Annotated in this window: 16 protein-coding genes and 1 tRNA gene; 6 read left to right on the top strand and 11 right to left on the bottom strand. The window is 57.5% G+C overall.

Going from position 1 to position 19,394, the window contains the following annotated elements; all coding sequences use genetic code 11:
- Positions 1 to 328 precede the first annotated feature (328 nt).
- Positions 329 to 2,404 carry a hypothetical protein gene (locus tag H0X95_RS06660; protein WP_196445967.1) on the top strand — a complete coding sequence of 692 codons (2,076 nt, stop codon included), beginning with the start codon at positions 329 to 331 and terminating at the stop codon, positions 2,402 to 2,404.
- A 447-nt stretch (positions 2,405 to 2,851) separates the two neighbouring features.
- Positions 2,852 to 4,003: a hypothetical protein gene (locus H0X95_RS06655; RefSeq protein WP_196445966.1), complete on the top strand. Its 1,152-nt coding sequence runs from the start codon at positions 2,852 to 2,854 to the stop codon at positions 4,001 to 4,003.
- A 779-nt stretch (positions 4,004 to 4,782) separates the two neighbouring features.
- Here H0X95_RS06655 and H0X95_RS36255 read toward each other — a convergent pair.
- From H0X95_RS36255 to H0X95_RS06610, 9 genes are all read right to left on the bottom strand, one after another.
- Positions 4,783 to 5,016 carry an HNH endonuclease gene (locus H0X95_RS36255; RefSeq protein ID WP_330165495.1) on the bottom strand — a complete coding sequence of 78 codons (234 nt, stop codon included), beginning with the start codon at positions 5,014 to 5,016 and terminating at the stop codon, positions 4,783 to 4,785.
- Positions 5,017 to 6,114: 1,098 nt separating this feature from the next.
- The gene (locus H0X95_RS06645; protein WP_059594980.1) at positions 6,115 to 6,528 is read right to left on the bottom strand and encodes a hypothetical protein; all 414 of its coding nucleotides are present in this window, start codon (positions 6,526 to 6,528) and stop codon (positions 6,115 to 6,117) included.
- Between the two features lie 301 nt (positions 6,529 to 6,829).
- Positions 6,830 to 7,006, bottom strand: coding sequence for a hypothetical protein (locus H0X95_RS06640; RefSeq protein ID WP_154845220.1), 177 nt, complete (start codon positions 7,004 to 7,006; stop codon positions 6,830 to 6,832).
- An 86-nt stretch (positions 7,007 to 7,092) separates the two neighbouring features.
- Complete coding sequence (locus tag H0X95_RS06635) at positions 7,093 to 8,049, bottom strand: hypothetical protein (protein ID WP_196445964.1); 957 nt, start codon at positions 8,047 to 8,049, stop codon at positions 7,093 to 7,095.
- Positions 8,050 to 8,136: 87 nt separating this feature from the next.
- Positions 8,137 to 10,761 carry a phage tail length tape measure family protein gene (locus H0X95_RS06630; protein ID WP_230878157.1) on the bottom strand — a complete coding sequence of 875 codons (2,625 nt, stop codon included), beginning with the start codon at positions 10,759 to 10,761 and terminating at the stop codon, positions 8,137 to 8,139.
- A gap of 165 nt (positions 10,762 to 10,926) precedes the next feature.
- Positions 10,927 to 11,190: a hypothetical protein gene (locus tag H0X95_RS06625; RefSeq protein WP_230878156.1), complete on the bottom strand. Its 264-nt coding sequence runs from the start codon at positions 11,188 to 11,190 to the stop codon at positions 10,927 to 10,929.
- 80 nt (positions 11,191 to 11,270) lie between these two features.
- On the bottom strand, positions 11,271 to 11,438 hold the full coding sequence (locus tag H0X95_RS36380; protein WP_442859833.1) for a ribbon-helix-helix protein, CopG family: 168 nt from the start codon (positions 11,436 to 11,438) through the stop codon (positions 11,271 to 11,273).
- Positions 11,439 to 11,578: 140 nt separating this feature from the next.
- Positions 11,579 to 11,884 (bottom strand): hypothetical protein, encoded by a 306-nt coding sequence (locus H0X95_RS06615; protein ID WP_196446012.1) that lies wholly within the window; start codon positions 11,882 to 11,884, stop codon positions 11,579 to 11,581.
- 674 nt (positions 11,885 to 12,558) lie between these two features.
- Positions 12,559 to 12,966 (bottom strand): hypothetical protein, encoded by a 408-nt coding sequence (locus H0X95_RS06610; protein ID WP_196445962.1) that lies wholly within the window; start codon positions 12,964 to 12,966, stop codon positions 12,559 to 12,561.
- Between the two features lie 158 nt (positions 12,967 to 13,124).
- Between H0X95_RS06610 and H0X95_RS06605 the strand changes: the two genes are divergently transcribed.
- The gene (locus H0X95_RS06605) at positions 13,125 to 13,646 is read left to right on the top strand and encodes a hypothetical protein (protein ID WP_196445961.1); all 522 of its coding nucleotides are present in this window, start codon (positions 13,125 to 13,127) and stop codon (positions 13,644 to 13,646) included.
- Between the two features lie 455 nt (positions 13,647 to 14,101).
- Here H0X95_RS06605 and H0X95_RS06600 read toward each other — a convergent pair.
- Both H0X95_RS06600 and H0X95_RS06595 read right to left on the bottom strand, forming a co-directional pair.
- A tRNA-Arg gene (locus tag H0X95_RS06600) sits at positions 14,102 to 14,178 on the bottom strand.
- 180 nt (positions 14,179 to 14,358) lie between these two features.
- Complete coding sequence (locus H0X95_RS06595; RefSeq protein WP_006490581.1) at positions 14,359 to 15,189, bottom strand: undecaprenyl-diphosphate phosphatase; 831 nt, start codon at positions 15,187 to 15,189, stop codon at positions 14,359 to 14,361.
- Positions 15,190 to 15,668: 479 nt separating this feature from the next.
- On the opposite strand from H0X95_RS06595, the gene H0X95_RS06590 reads away from it, so the two are divergent.
- From H0X95_RS06590 to H0X95_RS06580, 3 genes are all read left to right on the top strand, one after another.
- Positions 15,669 to 16,580, top strand: coding sequence for an aldose epimerase family protein (locus tag H0X95_RS06590; RefSeq protein WP_062884628.1), 912 nt, complete (start codon positions 15,669 to 15,671; stop codon positions 16,578 to 16,580).
- 132 nt (positions 16,581 to 16,712) lie between these two features.
- Positions 16,713 to 17,405 (top strand): peptidoglycan DD-metalloendopeptidase family protein, encoded by a 693-nt coding sequence (locus tag H0X95_RS06585; protein WP_006490610.1) that lies wholly within the window; start codon positions 16,713 to 16,715, stop codon positions 17,403 to 17,405.
- A gap of 368 nt (positions 17,406 to 17,773) precedes the next feature.
- Complete coding sequence (locus H0X95_RS06580; RefSeq protein ID WP_196445960.1) at positions 17,774 to 19,393, top strand: acyl-CoA synthetase; 1,620 nt, start codon at positions 17,774 to 17,776, stop codon at positions 19,391 to 19,393.
- Position 19,394: the final 1 nt, after the last annotated feature.

Here is a 19,394-nt window from a genome sequence, read left to right as displayed (position 1 = left end):
TGTTGCGTGATTCGGAGGCTACCTTGACGCTCCCGTTTAGGAGGCTCCGCAGCGCAATCACTTCCTCGACCATCCGGCCCTAGAAGTGGTGGCGGCCCTGCTGTCCGCAACCGGCCATGAAGATACACTCGCTCGACGACATTTCGTTGAATCTCGACGCGGCCGGATCATCTGCCCTACAACCATTCTGTAGTCGCCCGCAAGACGATAGAATAGCCTGTGCCGAGCAGATGAGCGCTTTCACAATATTGCTTCGTGATACGAGTTGCGCCTAATCAATGCGCGCTCTTATGCATTGCGATAGCAACGGCGCCGTTTCAATAACAATGTGATACAAGAATTGACCATCCGGGGAAATATGGGAAATTTTATAGACCGCGTCCGCAATGATGAAATCGATGGGCCGCTTCGTCGAAAATTCACGCCAGCGAAGTGGAGAAAGTCCTTTGAATCTGCGGCACCGCACGACAAAGCAGATAGACGTGTCTACGAGGCAGCACTGGTTATCCATACGAAGCTCGAAAATATTCGATCTCGCTTAAAATTATCCTCCTCCCCCGCCCTAAGCGCATCCGAAAAGCTACGTGCATATGTGGCCGCGGCAAACTATAACTTCCTTGTCGCCAATACAAAAACACATGAGGCATTTCGAGAGTTTGGAGAAGAGCTTGCGGCGACCCCGCGCGGCAGAACCAAGATAGAAGATATTTTCTCCCAGATTAGGTTGAAACTCCCCGGCGGGTTCGACTATTCACCAGATGAAATCGTCGAGAGCATCGTTGACGGAATTGAGGTTCCGATTAAGTTTGCTCTAACAGATTCCCCAGATTTATCGGGCAATCCCCGTATGGCACAGGTTACGTGGAGTGATATCGTGCTTGAACTCAACCTCGGCATCATGTTCCGTCACGCCGAAGATCTATGGGACGATTGCCTCTGGAACAGCTACTTTGTCATCGGATCTGGTACTGAAAAATATTTTGCTCCCGACCAGATTGATGTCAAACGTGGCCATGCGCTGGGTATCGTGAGAAGAATGACTCTGGCTGCTAATTATTCTATTATCGCGAGTAGGCAACATGACGAAATGATAGCAAGAGGCATTCAGCCGCGCATAAGAGACATCATTTCTGTTAAGAAAGAAGGAAGGCGTCAAGTGGTTAAGGTGTCGAAGATCGGCGACCCTACGTCCGATGTCCAAGAGGAACTATTCATACTTCGAGGCCTCGCAAATGAACCTTATTATTCAGATTTTCTCGAGACTCCTCTACCAAACTTAGAAGGCGTGACACTAGCTGACGTGCTTGATGCTTGGGTCGTACTGTCACGCATAGCGATCGTGCAACTTGACGGAATAGCAAAAAAACATGAGGAAACAACAAACATGGACGTACCGCCTCAAACATGGCTTCCCGGATACTTGCCGGTCCTTCAGACCGACGCATTAATTCAGGCTCTATCCATCGCAGCCGACATTCAGCCTGCAGCCGGACGATTGCTCGTCGATTTTTTCACGTATCGCGGCAACAAAGGACAGGAGATCTGGGCTGCACCGCTCATTCCAGTCGGGCCTCGTGCCGTAGCTCCCGTATTTGCAGCTATCGTTTCACCGAATCTTAGGCGTTTAGTCGACATTTGGATGCGCCTGGGTGGTATCGATCTAGAAGTTCGCGGTCCGGCATTTGAGCAGCATCTGAGAAACGTTTTACAAACAGGAATTACCAAATCACCGATCTTGCGAACGAGCGCAATATCGATTCCGGGGAGCTATACATTTTCCCCGAGTGCGGGGCGGAGTGAAGAAATCGATCTGCTTTTCTCCATCGGATCAACGGTATTCATTGGGGAAGCGAAGTGCATACTTGAGCCAACAGAAACAAAAGGATTGTTTAATCATCGTCGCACAGTGCTAGGCGCCGCAGAGCAGGTGCGACGGAAAGCGCGCTGCATAGATAACAATCGAGAAGAATTCATCAAGGATGTCAATCGATTCGGGATCAAGCTGCCCAATGATTTCCGCATTTTCCCACTCATTGTTGTCAGCACGTCCACACACGTTGGAGTACCTGCAGATGGTATCGCAGTTATCGATGAATATATTTTTTCTAAGTTCTTCGAGGGTCAATTGGAGCACGCCGCTGTTGGCGGACCTCACCTTGCAATACAAAAAATAATCAAAGATATTTTCTACACCGACGTCGACGACGCCGAATCCAAGGCGTCAATATATTTTAATTCGCCTCCTCAACTACAACACCTGATTAATGGTCTTTGCGCGCGGATTGTTCCTCTTCACGCGATTGGGGAGAATGATTGGGAAGGCTACATCTTGACAATAGACTGCAATCCACATCAGCAAGAAGAGTCAAAACATAATACCCCGCAAACCGATCAAATTTGTTAACAAGGAGCCCTCGTCATCTGTTATACGGAACGCATTGATGCTAGTAACTGCAATGCCGCATGTAAATATTTCCTACCAGTGTTACAGTGAACTGCCGCCTAACACTGGTCAAATGGTGCGAACGGGTCAGCAGCCGCCGGAGGATTGCGATGAATTTTTGCACACGACGGACGGAAAGGTGGCTCGGACAAAACCACATTTAAACGCCAACAGACGAAATGAAATCTACGCGATAATTACAGATGATCGATTAACACATCATCGCACTCGCCAACCGAACCACAAAACAACGGGAACAAGATGGATAGTATTATAGACATTGATGTATTGTCGCTCCAGTGCCGGTCCGATAATTCTCGACAATACATCGAGGAGGCCATCCGATGCTATCGAGCAGGCGCGTATCGAGCCGCAATCGTAAGCACATGGGTCGCAGTAGCATTCGATTTGATCGATAAAATAAGAGAACTATCGTTCAATGGAAACAACAGCGCAAATGATCTAAACAATCAATTCAACGTGTATATACAGCAAATCGATGAAGGCAATGAACAGGGGACGAGAAGCGCCCTAGAATTTGAAAGAGAAATCCTCTCAATTTGTAGAGATAAATTCGAATTCTTCGATGTTCATCAGTACACTGACCTCGAGCGACTCCGAGATGATCGCCATCGCTGCGCACACCCCTCATTTCAACGCACTGGCCACCCTTATCAACCGAGTGCCGAACAGGCCCGGCTGCACATTCGGAACGCAGTAACACATGTCTTATCATTGCCACCGGTGCACGGTCGTGCGGCGATTGACGCGCTGGTTGAGCTTATTAAATCTCAATATTTTCCAGCCGACGACGACAGGGCGGAAATACGGCTTCGAGAGTCCCCGATTGGCCGCCCTACAACTGCACTTATTCGTGGATTTGTTGATAAATTGATTTTTGGATTTGTTACACGCGACGACCCTCTATTCGGGGCATGGCAAGTGGGAACTGCTTTGCGAGCCTTATTTCGAATGTTCCCCGCAGAAGTTGAAATTAGATCAAAGAAACAAATTCAATCCGCGCTCCAAAAAGTTCCAGACTCCGATTTATCGTACGCAGTTGCTCTATTGACCAATGTAACTTGGGTATGGGATGGATTAGATAAACCCACCAAAGATAAAGTCATAATTTTCATCAATAACTGCCCAACCACCGATATAGTCGGGGGACTACGCCAACTTCACCAAATTCCCGCATTACAACCTTCGGTACTTGTACGCGCCAACTCATTATCAAAAGATGAACTAGCGACCGCAATTGCCTCCGGCGCAGGAGAAATCGCAATTCCGCGGGCTATCCAGCTTCTTTCTGAAACGAGAAGCTGGGGAGATTCAAATGACATAATTATGCGACTTATCATGCCGTCATTTCCGCGCATGAACAAGCAAGACATAAAGAGAATAATATATCTCCCACGTGACACGGGCGCGGACCTTCATGGGGCACACGCGTACTCCACACTCGTGGAAAAAATATCGTCTGCCGCAGTATTCGAAAATGAAGAATTAAAATTCATGTTAAATGACAGTGGGGCCGGATATTTACCGCAGGCGAAATAGAATCCAATGGAGCCTCCAACCCAGTGGAAAGCTAACAGCCCCTGTATTCGATAACGAAAACTAGGTACCGGCCGCCATCTTTTTGCGGTCGGTTTCTAGGCCAGCCAAGGGTTTCCGGTCGATTGCTTATAGTAAATACATTCGCTAGGCAGCGGATCTCGCCGTCCAACCAGTCCTACCGCTGAATATTCCGGGCCATGCATAGAACACGGCGGCCTCCTCCAATACTTCTCGCGGAGTCAGCCGCCGATGCTTTTGGAAAAGACTTCCGAGCGCCTGCTCCTGGGCAATCACTCCGGCCGCAGCAATCTCTCCGACCAAATCGATATGTCGGTGCATGGCACGGGACATCCGAGCCACACGACCTTTCCGGTTGATATAGGCTCTGAGCAAATCCTCAAGAGGCTGAACGAAGGAGCCACGACAGTTCCTCATCTTAAGCAGAAACACGCATAGATCCCGCGCCCTCTTACCCAGTTGCAAATTCAGCACCACAAGCTGCTCGATCAACCTCAGACTTTGATTCGATGGCACCGGGTATCGCCGGATGAACATATCTCGCTTCTTGATAATCTCGCCGGTGTCGAGATCAACATATGACTTGACCGACAACCTCGTTACCGGGCGGTTACTCTTTTTCCATCCTGCAGCCCTGAGCGACAGAGCAGGAACACGTACAGCGGTGACTTCCGGCCACCACGGCACGAACCGAGTAGATTGGTCGCTGTCTCGGTCGTGATCAGCATACTTGCCAGTCAATCGGTGTACCTACTGCCCACTCAAGCCCAACCTTCCGGGATTCCGTCCAAACCAACCCGCCTCCGCACCCTGTATCCTTGGTCTGCATTGGTCTTGTCGTCATGACATTCCTTGCAGAGCAGTTGCAGATTCTCATCCTCGTTCGAGCCACCTTGAGCAAGGGGCTTGATGTGATCCACAACTCCAGCCCGTACGGCAATTCCACAGGCCCGGCAGCAGTACCCATCCCGCTTACGGATTCGCTTTCGAATCACACCCCATGCGCCTCCGGACAGATCATCAATCCGGACTGCATTCCCTGCCGCAGCTACACGGGCTTTCTGCTTGGCCGTTAGAGACCGGTTGCTGATCGACACGCAGAACGGGCACGTCCATTGCAGCCCTGTAGGTTTCCATTCCGGGTGCTTCGAACAATCACTCAATAAAACATCTCCTTTGATCAGAAGCCCATAGACGGGCTGATTGATTCAGGTATGCCCCAGCCCTTCGCAGCCTCGCAACACGCCCACAGTGAGGCCGAAACGGCCGCTTGTGGTATCTGGAGCAGAGCACTGAGGTAGCTTGGGACGGGGGGATAGGAAAAATGCAGAGGGCAAAAGCTACGGCGCCGACCGGTCAGTGTCGAAATATCGCTAACTGCAAAAATTTCCGCCGATAACGCGGACTCGCCCTACGATCTAGGCACTGGTCCCAGCCGCATTGGAATCTCCGGCGTGAATCTGCATACTGTTGCCGCCCACTACTGGCCCTACACCTATCTTGCCGTGGGGTTCGCTGTGTTCGTATATGTGAGGCTTCGCGGCGGCACCATCTCAGGCGGTTGGGTCAACCAAGGTTCGGGGCCAGCGCTCTATAGCGGTGGATTCTTCCAAACGCTTTTCGCATGTGTGCTGCTCTGGCTCCCAGTGCTGTTGATTCAGTGCCTGCCGAACTCCATAAGGCGGCGGCTCGCTGGCGGTCTCTTTGCGGCCATATGCGCAATCATGCTCCTCTGGCCCGTGGCCGTAGTCGGCGTCATACTCCTACGCAGATTCCAAGGTAAGTAGGCGTTGTGCGCGCGTACGCGCATGAGGCTGTGACCGGCCGAAATGCCCTGTAGCTACATGCCCCTATCCTCCCCAGCCGCTTCGGCCACAGGTGCAAATGGAGAGGCAATTCCAAACGCTTTCGTAATCCAGAGTCCTCGCCTATTCCGAAGCATTCCGACCTCCCGCATCTCATCGACAGTGAGGCAACGTCGTTGCGCCGATAGGTACCGACCATCCAGCCCGACACGCCCGTATTCACCGGCGCGATGCATGTCGAAGGCTCGCGAGGAGCGGAATCGCTCCCCACACGTCGGGCAGATATTGTTATCGTTGGACTGCCGCACGCCGCGCCTCATACTGGTCCTGCATGGCGCGAGCCCTCGCCAACCATTGACGGCTCGACGCAAGCGCGGCTGCCTCCTCCTTCGGCCTACGCCGCTTGAGACTCACAAGACGTTTGTACTCCTGTAACGCGTCCTGCCCTTCACGGACGGCCATCTGAGCTACACCGAGCGAATGACCGAGTTCGCCACGGGCGCAAGCTACGCCGCGCAAAATCCTGTCGTCCATAGCTTGCGGCGACGTTGCGCGCAACGTACCCAAATTCCGCCCGTACAGACGTTCCAGCAACGCCGTACGGACTGCTTCTGTATTCATCGGGACGCGTTTCCCGCGAAAGAACATGTCGGCCCGCACACCGACGCGACGGGCGGCCTCCAGCAATTGACGGCGGCTCATGCGTCGGTATCGTCCGACGTGATGACCATCTCCGCTACTGCGTCGGCGGGCAAGCCCAGACGCTTCGCGAGTCCTCGCAAGCGTCGCTCCGTGGGTCCGAACACCCCGACTCGATACTCCCGATCGCGGGGCGTGCCCAAGTCAAGACCCGGCCGATACGACGGCGAGGACTCGAACGCGTCGCGCATCTTGTCCGCCTTCGCCCGAAAGTACCGCGATGCGCCCATACCTGCACTACGCGCCTCCGTATGCAGCCGTGCGAGCGCCGCCACGCTAACCATAAAGGTACTGTCTCGGCGATTCATTCCCGCTCCGCCTCGTCAAGCTCCATACGAATAAGTCGCATCTTCGCCGCTGCCGCGATGAAGTCATTGCGGGCCATCTCGATAGCGAGACGCCGATTGTCCGTGTTTGCTGCCCCGACCAGGGCTTTAAGCTGATGGGGCTGCATATGACCCACCAGGAGTTCGTACTCCATCGTTTTCCTTATGTTAATGAAGATGTCTTTCAAGCTATGTGGACGGCGATATACGGCCCTATTCTTCTTTCCTAGAAGTTTCCGGGTTACTGCAACGTAACTTCGACCGCCGCGCCGTCTACGAAGTCCCAATCTGCATACTGTTGAGCCTTGACCGCAACTTGATCGGTTGTGAACAGGTCGACATAAATTTGAGAAGGAACCCCCGACCCATCATCAACGTTAAAGTGGCCCGCACCGGCCGACTCGATTTCAACGTCTCCGATGTATGTCAGCACACGGCTGGCGTCAACGATGAAAAGCTTGTCTTGCGGCACACCGTACGACGTAACCACAGGGAGGCCGCCGTATTCACCACCACTGGCTGTAATTTTCATTTCCGTAGGACTGCGCAGCGAAATCGCCGTGCGCGGATTGACAAGAACACTCGAAGTCGTGAGATCGCCCGCAAACATTTCGATACCGTCGGCAAACGTTGATGCCTGCACTGCCATCGACGCCAAACCAGCGGGAGCCGTGTCATCCCGTCCTTGGCGACCAACGAAATAGGTATCAAGGCCGCGACTCAACGCCCGTTGCAACTGCGCAGAAATTACCCCTTCCGCAGCGTCGCCCGCCATACGGAAAAGTTCGCGGGACATAATTGCTACGAGGCCCACTTTCCGTTTGTCCACAAGGTGAGTGGTAAACGCCCCTCGATACGCGGGGAGCATCATATACTCGCCCACGAACCGCGCGGCAATTTGCGAAGTCTCTGCGTTCACCCGACAAATTGCCGGGACTTTCAACAGTCCTTTAAGTTGTCCGAGAATCGACTGGCTAAACACCGCATGCACAAATTGTTCACGGCTCAACGAGCCTGCCGTAAGCGCCCCTGCCGCGTCCGACCCAGCAAGCATCGGGTTAGTGAGAGCCTTGACAACTTGCGTTGCACCGGCGGAGACGCCCCAGCGCGACTCAGCATAGCGCGCGGCAGCCTCCGTAGGCCCAGCTACAACGTTTGCGATAACCGAGCGGATGAAAGTATTATTCGTTTTAGTCATGTCGTAGTCCTTAATTGTTAGTAGTTGATGCCGGAAAGGTCAAGAGCGAACCCGCGCCGGCTTCGACGGATTCGCGGTACTGGTCAGTTACAGCAGGCCGTTACGGATTTGGTACCCAAAGCCCCCTTGCTCGGTCATTCGCTTGTGCAATTGGATATCTACTAGACCCTGCATCTTTTGGGTAAGCTCTTTGAGGTCTGCCTCCGTCAAACCGCCGCCTCCGTTCAGATTGACGGTGAAGTGGGGCCGCTCATTGCTAACCGCCGATGCTGCCGGAGAGGGCGCGAGAGTTGCAGCGATGCCGCCAGTTGCGAAGTGCGCCATGTGGCCCGAGTTGATGGCCTCAAGAAGGCTTCGGTACTTCTTCGTAGACGCAGCATTGATGACGAATTCCCCGTTCGAGAGCATCGCGGGAATGCTGTCACTGGTTGTTGTGCCTGGGCCAGCAATGGGGCCGCCGCCCGCGCGATGCAGCACGGGGCCGCCCTCGCTAAAGAATGAGCCGAACGAACTGCCAATACTCTGGATCGCGAACACTTCGGCTTGGCGTAACGCGATCTTGGCGAGGTCGCCCATAACGCTCGCCGTGAACTTCTTGAAGTTACCCTCGCCGCTCGTAATGAACTGCTCCAAAGCGCTCTGCGAATCCTGCCACGCAGTTACAAGGGCAGTCCGGGCAAGCTCTGCGTTGGTCATGGCGTCACCGCCGAGAGACAATAGACCGTCCTTCATCTGAGCCTCGAAGCTGTTACGCCGCGCCTCCTCACGGGCAAAGAATCGTTCCATTCCCGCGCTGCGCTCCGCGAGATATGCCTGTTCCGCCCGGAGTTTCTCCGCGTATTGCTTCATATCCGAGGTAGGATCAAGCGCGTATTGTTCGACCAACTGTCGCACGCGCTGTTGATACTGCTGTTGCAACGCGTACCGCGCGTCGAATTCGGCCTTGGCCCGTGCGGTCATGTTGCGGGTAGCGTCCTGATATTGGTACGCATCCTCCTGCTGCGTATTCATCTGGCCCAGGCCCATGACGTACCGGCGCACATCAATGTCACGTCGCTGCGACAGACCCGCCAACGTATCGTGCAAACTCGAATCCAAGCCCTTGCGTTGAAGCTGGAGTTTTTCAACTGCTGCCGCCGCTTCCGTGTAGGCTCGCTTGTCTGACGAAGAGCGAAGCGCTTCGGCACGTCTATTCGCGAGTGCAATTTGATCGTCCAGTGCAGATTTTTGCAGATCGGTAAGCTTGCGGTAGTACGTCTCCGCGTCGATCACGCCTAGCTGTCGCTGGGCCTGTAGCTGCTTCTCCGCCTGCTGTTCGATAATCTGCCGAATCGCCAAACCTGTCTGTGTCTCTGCGTTCAAAGCCGCGATTGCAGAGCCGCCGCTTCCGCGCTTCCTAGTCGGAGTGATATGTTCGGTATCGAAGGCAATCATCTGCTTTCGCTGGGCCTCCAACTGCGCCCGTACGGAATCTGTCATCTTCCCCTGCTTCGTCAGCAGCGAAATGCGCGTGTCGATAATCTCGTTGTCACGCTTGACTGCATCGCTAAGGCGTTGTTGCGCGGACTTCGTGCGCTCGTACTCCGCCGTTACAGATCGAAGCGAATCGCCCAGTGCTGCCTTATTTGCTGCCTCCCGCGCCGTTGCCTCTTGGCTCTCTCGGTTCGCGTCAACGATCTTCTGTTGCGCGGCGATCAGCGGACCGTAATCCGTGTAGTCCCCAGGTGTCCGGCCATTAAGCTGTGCAGCCTGCTTGGACTTGAGGTCGTTCAGGATGTCGAGGTCTGTAGATTTGGCGGCCAACGCACGCGTATAACGCCCCCAGGCGGCGGTAACGTTATCCCAGAATCCCGCCTGATGCTCCGTGCTGGTCTTGGTCTCGCGTTCAATATCGGCCAACTGCTGCTGGATGAGAATCTTGAACGCTTCGTGCTTTTGGCCCGTCTTTTCAAGAGACTCGATAAACGCCATGTTGGCATCTGACATCGAGTGGTGCGTGCGTTGATACTCCTCCGCCGCTCTCTTAACCTCGTCCTGCTGCTTCAGGAGCGATTCCACGGTCTTATCGAATGCCTCGCCCGATGACTTCGACATCGCCAATGCCACCGCCCCGACCTGCGGGAAGATATCGGCGGTAACGCGCCCTGTTGCCACAAGTTGATTAAGACCGTCTGTCGCTGCGTTGATGCCAACACCGAATCTCTTGGACAAGTCCTCAGCAAGTCCCTGGATAGATTCCCGTGTCTGCTGCGCGTACCCGCTCGTAGCGTTCATCGCATCGTGGAACGCCCGCGCTTGCGCGGTTGCGGCAGAAATGCCCTTGTAGAAGGCGTAGGCCGCCCCGCCTGCCGCCGCAAGCCCCAACGCTAACGGATGCGTTGCATACTTCATCGCGTCAACCTGCTCCGCCATCACCATCATGGACCCGGCGAAGTTCTTCCAACTACCAGTTGCGGCTTCGTGTGCGAGGACCATCATTTCACGCCGCGCACCAACACTGTTTAGGTTGAGTTCGTGCGTTTTCTTCGAAGCTTCCGCGATGGACGCTGCCTGTGCAGAGAACGCCTGAGTAACACCGAGCGCCGCCGCGCGCTGATTGAGGATTTCAAGCCGCGTCTTACCTGCTGTTTGTTGCAGCCGGTCATACGCGTCAGAAAGGCTCTTTGCGGCGCGTGCACTGAGGTTATAGCCGTTACTCGCGGATTCCTGCATCGCACGCTGCACAGCCTCCTGCTTCCGCCTTGCTTCGTCTAGTGACGCGTTTAGCTGCGCATTTGCGGCACGGAGTTGGCCGATACCGGCCTGTGCGCCAGATGCGTCTACCGAATACCGAACGGTGACGTTGTTGTTTGAACCTGCTATGCGACCTCCTTAATGTTAATACACGCCGACGACACACCAGCCGCTTACCGGCGTGAGGAATCCGTCGTTTGTGGTGCTGTAGTGCCAACTGATACCCCGAGAATCAATCTCGAAGATCGGAACTGGGGCATTCATACTGATGTGCTTGAACAGAAAGTCCGGCATGAAAGACCAAAAGGGTTCACCCGCCGATAAATTCACGTCGTGGCGTCCCGGCTGACCGTCCCCATATCCAAGCGGATGCCCGTTTGCGTCGCGGGCTTGCGGGATTTCAAACATATCGACAATTCGAGCGCATCGCGTAGTACCGTCCAGGACGATCCGGCCAGAGGCGTCCCAGAGTTGAAGCCCTATGCCGCTCAATGGGGGACGTCCTGGCCGTGTTCGAGGTAGTGCGTTAGCGCACGCCGGATGACTTCCGAGACGTCTACATCGTTGTCAACTGCACGAAGTCGGATAGCCCGCCGCATCTCCGGCTGTACCTTGAATGAGATTACACGCGCCTCTCCAGACTGCGCGCATTTCATACGAGACTGCATCCCGGTTGATTCAAGCATAGTCTTCCTTATGGGTAATACCAACGGTCAAATAAAAGCGATCGGCTGCCATACCATCGCAGCATTACCGATCCACACGCACAAACAAATGAGCAACAGTACTCCGTGCTTCATGCAGCCTCCCGCGTTTCGTCACCTGCATTCAAAGCAGCATCCAGCGCGGCATATTTCGCCTCAAGCTCGTCAAGTTCTTTTGCGATGGTCAGCATACGGTCCTCCATATCCGACGACATACACATCGCGACCTCGAACGAGGACATGCGGTCTACGTCCTTGCCAGCGAACACCTTACGGGCGTCCACCTTCTTTCGATCAGGGGCAGCAATCCACCCGTGTTCCCCACAAAGGCCACCGTGTGAGAAGGCGATGCGTGCGCGGACAAGTTGCGTGTGTGCTGATAGATGCATGTTGCTCATTTGATGGAGGCCTTATTAATTAAGAGATAGGAATTCACACAGACAAGTCGAGATTAGACCTAGACGCCCGATCCTTCACCGCCGCTGCACGACGCGCCGCGCGGTTCAGTCCGGGAGAGTGTGGGTTGATGCATGCTGCTGCTTGCTGCTTTGGAATGGACGACGACATAACGCGTGTCGGCTTGCATTTCATCACCTGCTTCTGCTGCATTCGCACCTCATGACTTGAAGAAGTTGGCTAAGGCGGCTATCGGAAAACGCCTTAACAAACCTCTCGATTTGCTCCCAAGGTGTTACCAAGGGATGTTTCTGGCCCACGCGCCGATATCCAGCCAACGCTTACGTCCAGGAGAGACGCCCTTCCGTCGCCTCCCTGCATCTTCAATCCCCTTACCGGGGCTGCTCTCGGATGCCGCCGACGCCTTATACGAGTTACGCTCGTCTGGCCCGTCGTTAGCCTTGTCGTTACTGTCAGGAGACCCCGGCCCCATCCCTCACCCTCCGTCCCGCGTCAGGAGGCACAACTATGTACATGCAAAAACCACTACGCAGACTCCGAAATAAGCCGGAATGAACACCGCCCTCATTCCGGCATAACCGCAATCATATACAACACAAAACCACTACGCAACGCTTTTCTGCAGTAGACAGCACAGCCCGCCCAGGACCACGCACTATTTCCGAACGAATGTTCGCGTCGCCTTGTCCTCATCGTCCGTCGGAAGCTCCGTCAGCACCCGATTCCCGTGTCCGTCTGTATCGACTCTGACTGTCTTGATAACCCGCGCCTCGACAATAGCTTGCGCATCTCCGGAGTCGACAAGGTAGCTTGCGGCTTCCTTTTGCTCGTCATCCCTCAGTTCCGTATGGGTACCAGCCGCAGCTTTAGCCGCCCGCTGAATGACGTCTCGCTTGCTTTCCACATATTCGCAAACCAGATCACGCAGTTCCTCCGATACCTTTACCCCCGCAAACACTCGCAGAATCTGAAGGTCTCGGATCACCTCCTTCGGCAAACGGAGTTGGTACGCCTGCATATTCTCACGTTGGCTGCGAACTGATGATTTAGGGTCGTATTTCATGCGTGCTCCAAAGTTCCAATCACAAAGTTCCAATCATTGTAACCCACTACGCATAGCTACCTCATACTGGACAGAAACACAGGTTTCTGCAAATCTACCTGTTGCCTTGCAGAAACATTCTGCTATGATCAGAATCATTGATGTAGGGAGGTCTGCAAATGGACATTCTTGAGAAGGCCCGCGCTCGGCGTGATTCGCTACAGAAGCAGCGGGAGCAACTTATGGAGACGGTTGACAGGATCAACGCGGAATTGGGCGATCTCGCACAGTTCTTCAAGATTGCGGAGCGCCTCCAAGACATCTCGGTCATAAGCGGCAGCGCACAGTTGATGCCGGCATGGCCGCACGCTGCCGACGTCGCGATAAAGACACTGGGCGCGCTGGCACAAGGAAACAAGTCTCAAATGATCGCACGACAAGCGATGGAGATCATCAAGCAGCACGGCCCTCAGACTGCCCGCGGCGTCCTAAAACTGATGGATGAGAACGGCTTAGGTGAGTTGGTGAGCCCGGACAAAGACATAAACGCCAGAATTTCGTACGTATCCTCGGTGCTTAGTAAAGATGAGCGCTTTGCCTCTGACCGAGAAAAAGGCGGCTACGTGCTGGTGGAGCAGAAACAAAAAGACCCTCAAGGGCAAATCCTTGAGGGTCCGAGCAGTATTGACGATCTGCTGTGATAAATGGGGCCATCGTTGGGTACGACGCGGGAGACTTTGGACCTACCGTGCGCCGGTTCGATTCCGACTGGCTCCACCAGTTTTCTCAACCACCCATAGGAGGAGCATGATGCCCCCGCCATAGTCAATCTCGCTGAGAAAACTCACAACAAGGAGTTGGCGAACTCCATCAGCTAGCGATTACAACTTGGGGCTTTGACCCTGGCCGGTCAGAGCCCTCTTTTTATGCGCTGTCAAGGCTACCGAAGCAGATTTTTCTGCGCAAGCTTCTGTAGCGTCCCTTTACATCTCGATAGCTAAAGGTGTCCGACCGTTGAGTTCTGCAAGTGCAGGAACAGCACTTGGCGAAGTTTGGCGATAGAATCCAGTCACACCCCAGTCACACTGAAACGTGATTGGGCCTTGAATCCGCCGGATTCGATCTGGATGTAACTCGTTGATCTTTCAGATATTTCTGGCCCGCCCTACACGATTCGAACGTGTGACCTACGGCTTAGAAGGCCGTTGCTCTATCCAACTGAGCTAAGGGCGGTTAAAGAGAAAAGACACGGTCTGACACGGGCCGCATTCGGCATCGGGTTTGAGTCACGAAGCAGCAGCGACGCCGCCCCAAACAACTCGAAACCCCGAAACAAAACGGGCCCGGCACGAAGCCGAGCCCGAAATTATACCCGATCATCGCGCCAGATCACGGAGACCGGCGCTCGCAGCATCAAACCGGCTGCGGATGCAGCATGAACCAGCCGAGGCAGAACACGCCGGCGATCACGCAATACACGCCGAACGACGCGAGCCGGCCGCGCCCCTCGAAATAGCGCATCAGGAATCGCACGCTCAGGTACGCGGCGATCGCCGTCAGCACGCCGCCGAGCAGCGCATCGGCGAGCTGGTCGCGCGCATGGAACAGCTTCGGCAATTCGAGCACGCCCGCGGCAAAGATGATCGGCGTGCCGAGCAGGAACGAGAATTCCGCCGCCTTCTCCGCCGTCAGCCCGGCCGCGTTGCCGGCGATCATCGTCAGCCCGCTGCGCGAGAAGCCCGGAATCAGCGCGCCGATCTGCGCGAGGCCCACGAAGAACGCCTGCTTGAACGTCATCTTCTCGGGCGGTTGATGGGCGCGGCTGCGCTGGATGCGATCGCCGAGCCACAGCAACACGCCGTTGACGATCAACGCAATCGCGACGATCCGCAGATCATGAAACACGCGCTCGATGCGCTTTTCCAGCAGCAGGCCGACGATGCCGGTCGGGATCGTACCGATGATCAGCGCCCACATCAGGTGCCCGTCGTCGTTCTTGCGGCCGCCGAGCTGCGCGAAGAAACCGCCGATCAGTGCGATCCAGCGCGCGCGGAAGTACCACAGCAGCGCCAGCGCGGTGCCGAGGTGGAGCGCGACGAGGAAGGGCAGCAGTTGCGGCGCATGCTTGTCGATGTGCATGCCGAACAGCGCCGGCACGAGCAGCGTATGGCCGAGGCTGCTGACGGGGAAGAGTTCGGTGACGCCCTGCAGGACGCTCAGGAATACCAGAAACCAGAGGCTCACGCGTCGGTCCTTTTAGTAAAGATTAAGCGGGAAGGAAGGCGGACGACGCGATGCGCGTCCTGAAAAACGCGCCCCGATTATGCCGAGCCAGGATTACTGCGCCAAGGCATTTGGCAGGATATTGCGGCAATGCACACAAACACTTGCAATTTGTAATCGCGCAGAAAGCAAAAAGCCCGCCATTTGCATGGCGGGCTTGTCCACTTCGGCAGGAATTGCCGTCAGCGGCCGAGCTGATAGAAAAATAATACCGTGCTGCCGGTAAACATGCCGAACAGTGCGATACCCATTGCCATTGCCAGATCCATGGCCCCCTCCACGAAGTGTCATGACCCGGCAACATCACCGGTTTAGAGGCATTATCCAGACCGTCGACAGTGTTAAAAACTCGCAATTTCCCGAGAAGGGTTTTCCCCGAGCGGTCGCGGCCCGATAATGGAACGCACGTTGCTCCCCTCACCCGCCCAACCCGATTCGCCATGCCGATCTTCCAGCAACACGACATTCACGAACTTCACGCCGGCCCGTCGCTCGTCCGGGTCGCCCCGCAATTCGGTGGCCGCCTGCTGTCCTGGCACGTCGATGGCGAACCGGTGATCTTCTGGCCGGAAACCGCCGACTGGAGCAACCTCGCCCGCGTGCGCGGCGGCAATCCGCTGCTGTTCCCGTTCCTCGGCCGCCACCGCGTCGACGGCGAACTCGGCCGCTGGCGCGACGCCGCCGGCGTGGTTCGCGACCTGCCGATGCACGGTTTCGCGCGCGATCTGCCGTTCGACGCGCAGCCGTCGGCCGACGGCGCCGCGTTGTCGATGACGCTCGACGCGAACGACACGCTGCGCGCGAGCTATCCGTTCGATTTCCGGTTCGAAACGACCTACCGCCTGGCGGACGCCCATACGCTGGAAGTCGCGCTGACGACGACCAATCGCGGCGACACGCCGCTGCCCTACTACGCCGGCCACCATTTCTATTTCGCGCTGCCGCACGGCGAGCGGGCCGACACCCGCCTCGAGTTGCCACCGACCCGCCGTTGCCACCAGCGCGCGGACGGCTCGATCAGCCCGCTCGAACCGGGCGAGGTCCGTTACCGCCTCGACGATCCGGAGATCCTCGACCGCTTCCACTGCCTCGACGGCGAGCCGTCCGCACCGGTGCGCATCGTGATGCCGGGCCGCCGCCGCACGATCGAGATCGCACTCGACGTGCCGGGCTCGATCCCGTGGTACGCGGTCACGACGTGGACCGAAAAGCCGGATTCGGACTTCTATTGCGTCGAGCCGTGGCTCGGCCTGCCCGATGCGATCCACAACGGCCGCGGCCTGCGCATGCTCGCGCCGGGCGCGACTGAAACGGCCACGCTGCGGATCCGTGTCGCCCCGCTCGCCGGCTGATTCGACACGCACCGAACCGGGGCACGGCGGCCCCGGTAGCGACCGAAACTGCGGTGCGCGGGTCGAACCCGTTAAAATCGGACGTTTTGTGTTGCCTGCCGCGTCACGCGCGGCAGGGTTTTGCGAGGTTCAATGTTCGGAACAACAACGAAGCGACTCTTCGCAGCCGCCTGCGCCGCCCTGCTCGTCGCGTGCGGCTCCGCGCCCGTCGGCCCCGGGTTCTATCGCGTCGAGCGTGGCGACACGCTCTACAAGATCGCGCGCGACAACCGCACGTCGGTACAGAGCATCGTGCGCTGGAACCAGATGACGAACCCCGATGCGATCGAAGTCGGCCAGGTGCTGCGCGTCGCGCCGCCGCCCGGCACGACCACCGCATCGACCACCGGCACCGGCAGCGCGGGCCGCGCACGCCCGGCCCCTTCCGCGCCGGTCGAATCGGCCGTGAAGCCGGCCACGAGCATTGCGCTGATCTGGCCGGCGGCCGGCAACGTGGTACGCACGTTCGACGGCTCGAAATCGAAGGGCATCGACATCGCGAATTCGCCGGGCACGCCGGTCGTCGCGGCCGCGCCGGGTGTCGTCGTCTATGCCGGTAACGGGCTGCGCGGCTACGGCAATCTGATCATCCTGAAGCACAACGCCGATTACCTGACGGCCTACGCGCACAACCGCGCGCTGCTGGTGAAGGAAGGCCAATCGGTCACGCAAGGGCAATCGATCGCCGAGATGGGCAACAGCGACAGCGATCGTGTCGCGCTGCATTTCGAGCTGCGCTATGGCGGCCGCTCGATCGATCCGTCACGCTACCTGCCGGCGCGTTGAGCGCACGACAGACGGCGCGCGATGCCGGCACGCATCGCGTGCCGTCGCGGCGAAAACGGAAAAAAGTCGCGTCAGCGCTTGCGCAGACGTCCGGTGACACGGCCGGACAACGGATCGACATGACGAGCAAACGCCACCAGCACACCGATTCCGATCAGGCTGAACCCCGCAGCTATCAGAAGCAAATCCATGGTCACACCACTGTTTTGTCTTGATCTTATGCGTCATTGTGAAATCGTGCACTGAGGCTCGCCTACTGGACGAGTCCGAACATTCCCTATCAGCAAACACCATTGTGGATTCGTCTGCGTGAAATCCTGATGTAAGCCGCTCACCGGACGCCCCGCTCGACATCAGGAGACCACGCGATGCTGCCCGCCGCCGACCGCTACGATCACCTCCTCGCCCGCTTCCGGTGGGACCTTCCGGCGCGCTACAACATCGGCGTGGACGTGTGCGACAAATGGGCCGACGGCAGCGGACGCCTCGCGCTGATCCACGAAACGGCGCAAGGCGACGTTTCGCGCCTCACGTTCGACGACCTGAGGAATGCTTCTAACCGGCTCGCGAACAGCTTCGCGCGTGCCGGCCTGCGGCGCGGCGACCGGATCGGCATCTTTCTCGCGCAAGGGCCCGAAACGGCCATCGCGCACCTCGCCGCGTACAAATTCGGCGCGATCGCGGTACCGCTCTTCACGCTGTTCGGCGTCGACGCGCTCGAGTACCGGCTCGCGAACAGCGAGGCAGCCGCGCTCGTCACCGACGCGGCCGGCTACGCGAAGATCGCGCCGCTGCGCGCGCAACTGCCGGCGCTGCATACCGTCTACTGCATCGGCGACGATGCGCCCGACGTGCCGGGCGTGTGGCGCTACGACGCGGCGCTCGCCGCCGAAGCGCCGGATTTCGTGCCGGTGGATACGGCCGCCGACGATCCGGCCGTGATCATCTACACGTCCGGCACGACCGGCAAGCCGAAGGGCGCGCTGCATGCGCATCGCGTGCTGCTCGGCCACCTGCCCGGCGTCGAGATGTCGCAGCAGTGCTTCCCGCGCGACGCGCGCCTGTTCTGGACGCCCGCCGACTGGGCATGGATCGGCGGGCTGCTCGACGTGCTGCTGCCGTCATGGCATCACGGCGTGCCGGTGCTCGCGCACCGCTTCGAGAAATTCGACGGCGACGCGGCATTCGCGCTGATGGCGCGGCACGGCGTCACTCACGCGTTCCTGCCGCCCACCGCGCTGAAGCTGATGCGCGCGGTCACGGCGCCACGCGAACGTTACGCGCTGTCGCTGAAATCGGTCGCGAGCGGCGGCGAATCGCTGGGCACCGAACTGACGGCGTGGGGCCGCGACGCGCTCGGCGTGACGATCAACGAGTTCTACGGGCAAACCGAGTGCAACATGGTGCTGTCGTCATGCGCGGCGCTGTTCGATGCGCAGCCCGGCGCGATCGGCAAGGCGGTGCCCGGTCATGCGGTCGCGATCGTCGATGCGGACGGCACGCCGCTGCCGCCCGGCGTCGAAGGCCGCATCGCGGTGCGCCGCCCCGACCCGGTGATGTTTCTCGAATACTGGCGCAACCCCGACGCGACGCGCGACAAGTTCGCGGGCGACTACCTGCTCACCGGCGATACGGGCACGATCGACGCCGACGGCTTCGTGCGCTTCGTCGGCCGCGACGACGACGTGATCACAAGCGCCGGTTACCGGATCGGCCCCGGCCCGATCGAGGACTGCCTGCTCACGCATCCGGCGGTGCGGATGGCGGCCGTCGTCGGCGTGCCCGACGCGACGCGTACCGAGATCGTCAAGGCATTCGTCGTGCTGAACCCCGGCCACGTCGGCGACGCAGCGCTCGTCAGCACACTGCAGGCCCACGTGCGCACGCGGCTCGCCGCGCACGAGTATCCGCGCGCGATCGCGTTCGTCGACAGCCTGCCGATGACCGCGACCGGCAAGATCGTGCGGCGCGCGCTGCGCGACGCGTGAG

It is taken from the genome of Burkholderia sp. 9779_493 (assembly GCF_015712215.1).
GTDB classification, from domain to species: Bacteria; Pseudomonadota; Gammaproteobacteria; order Burkholderiales; family Burkholderiaceae; genus Burkholderia; species Burkholderia cenocepacia.
The sequence above is the reverse complement of the archived record's forward strand: the minus strand, read 5'-3'. Positions and strand labels throughout refer to the sequence as shown.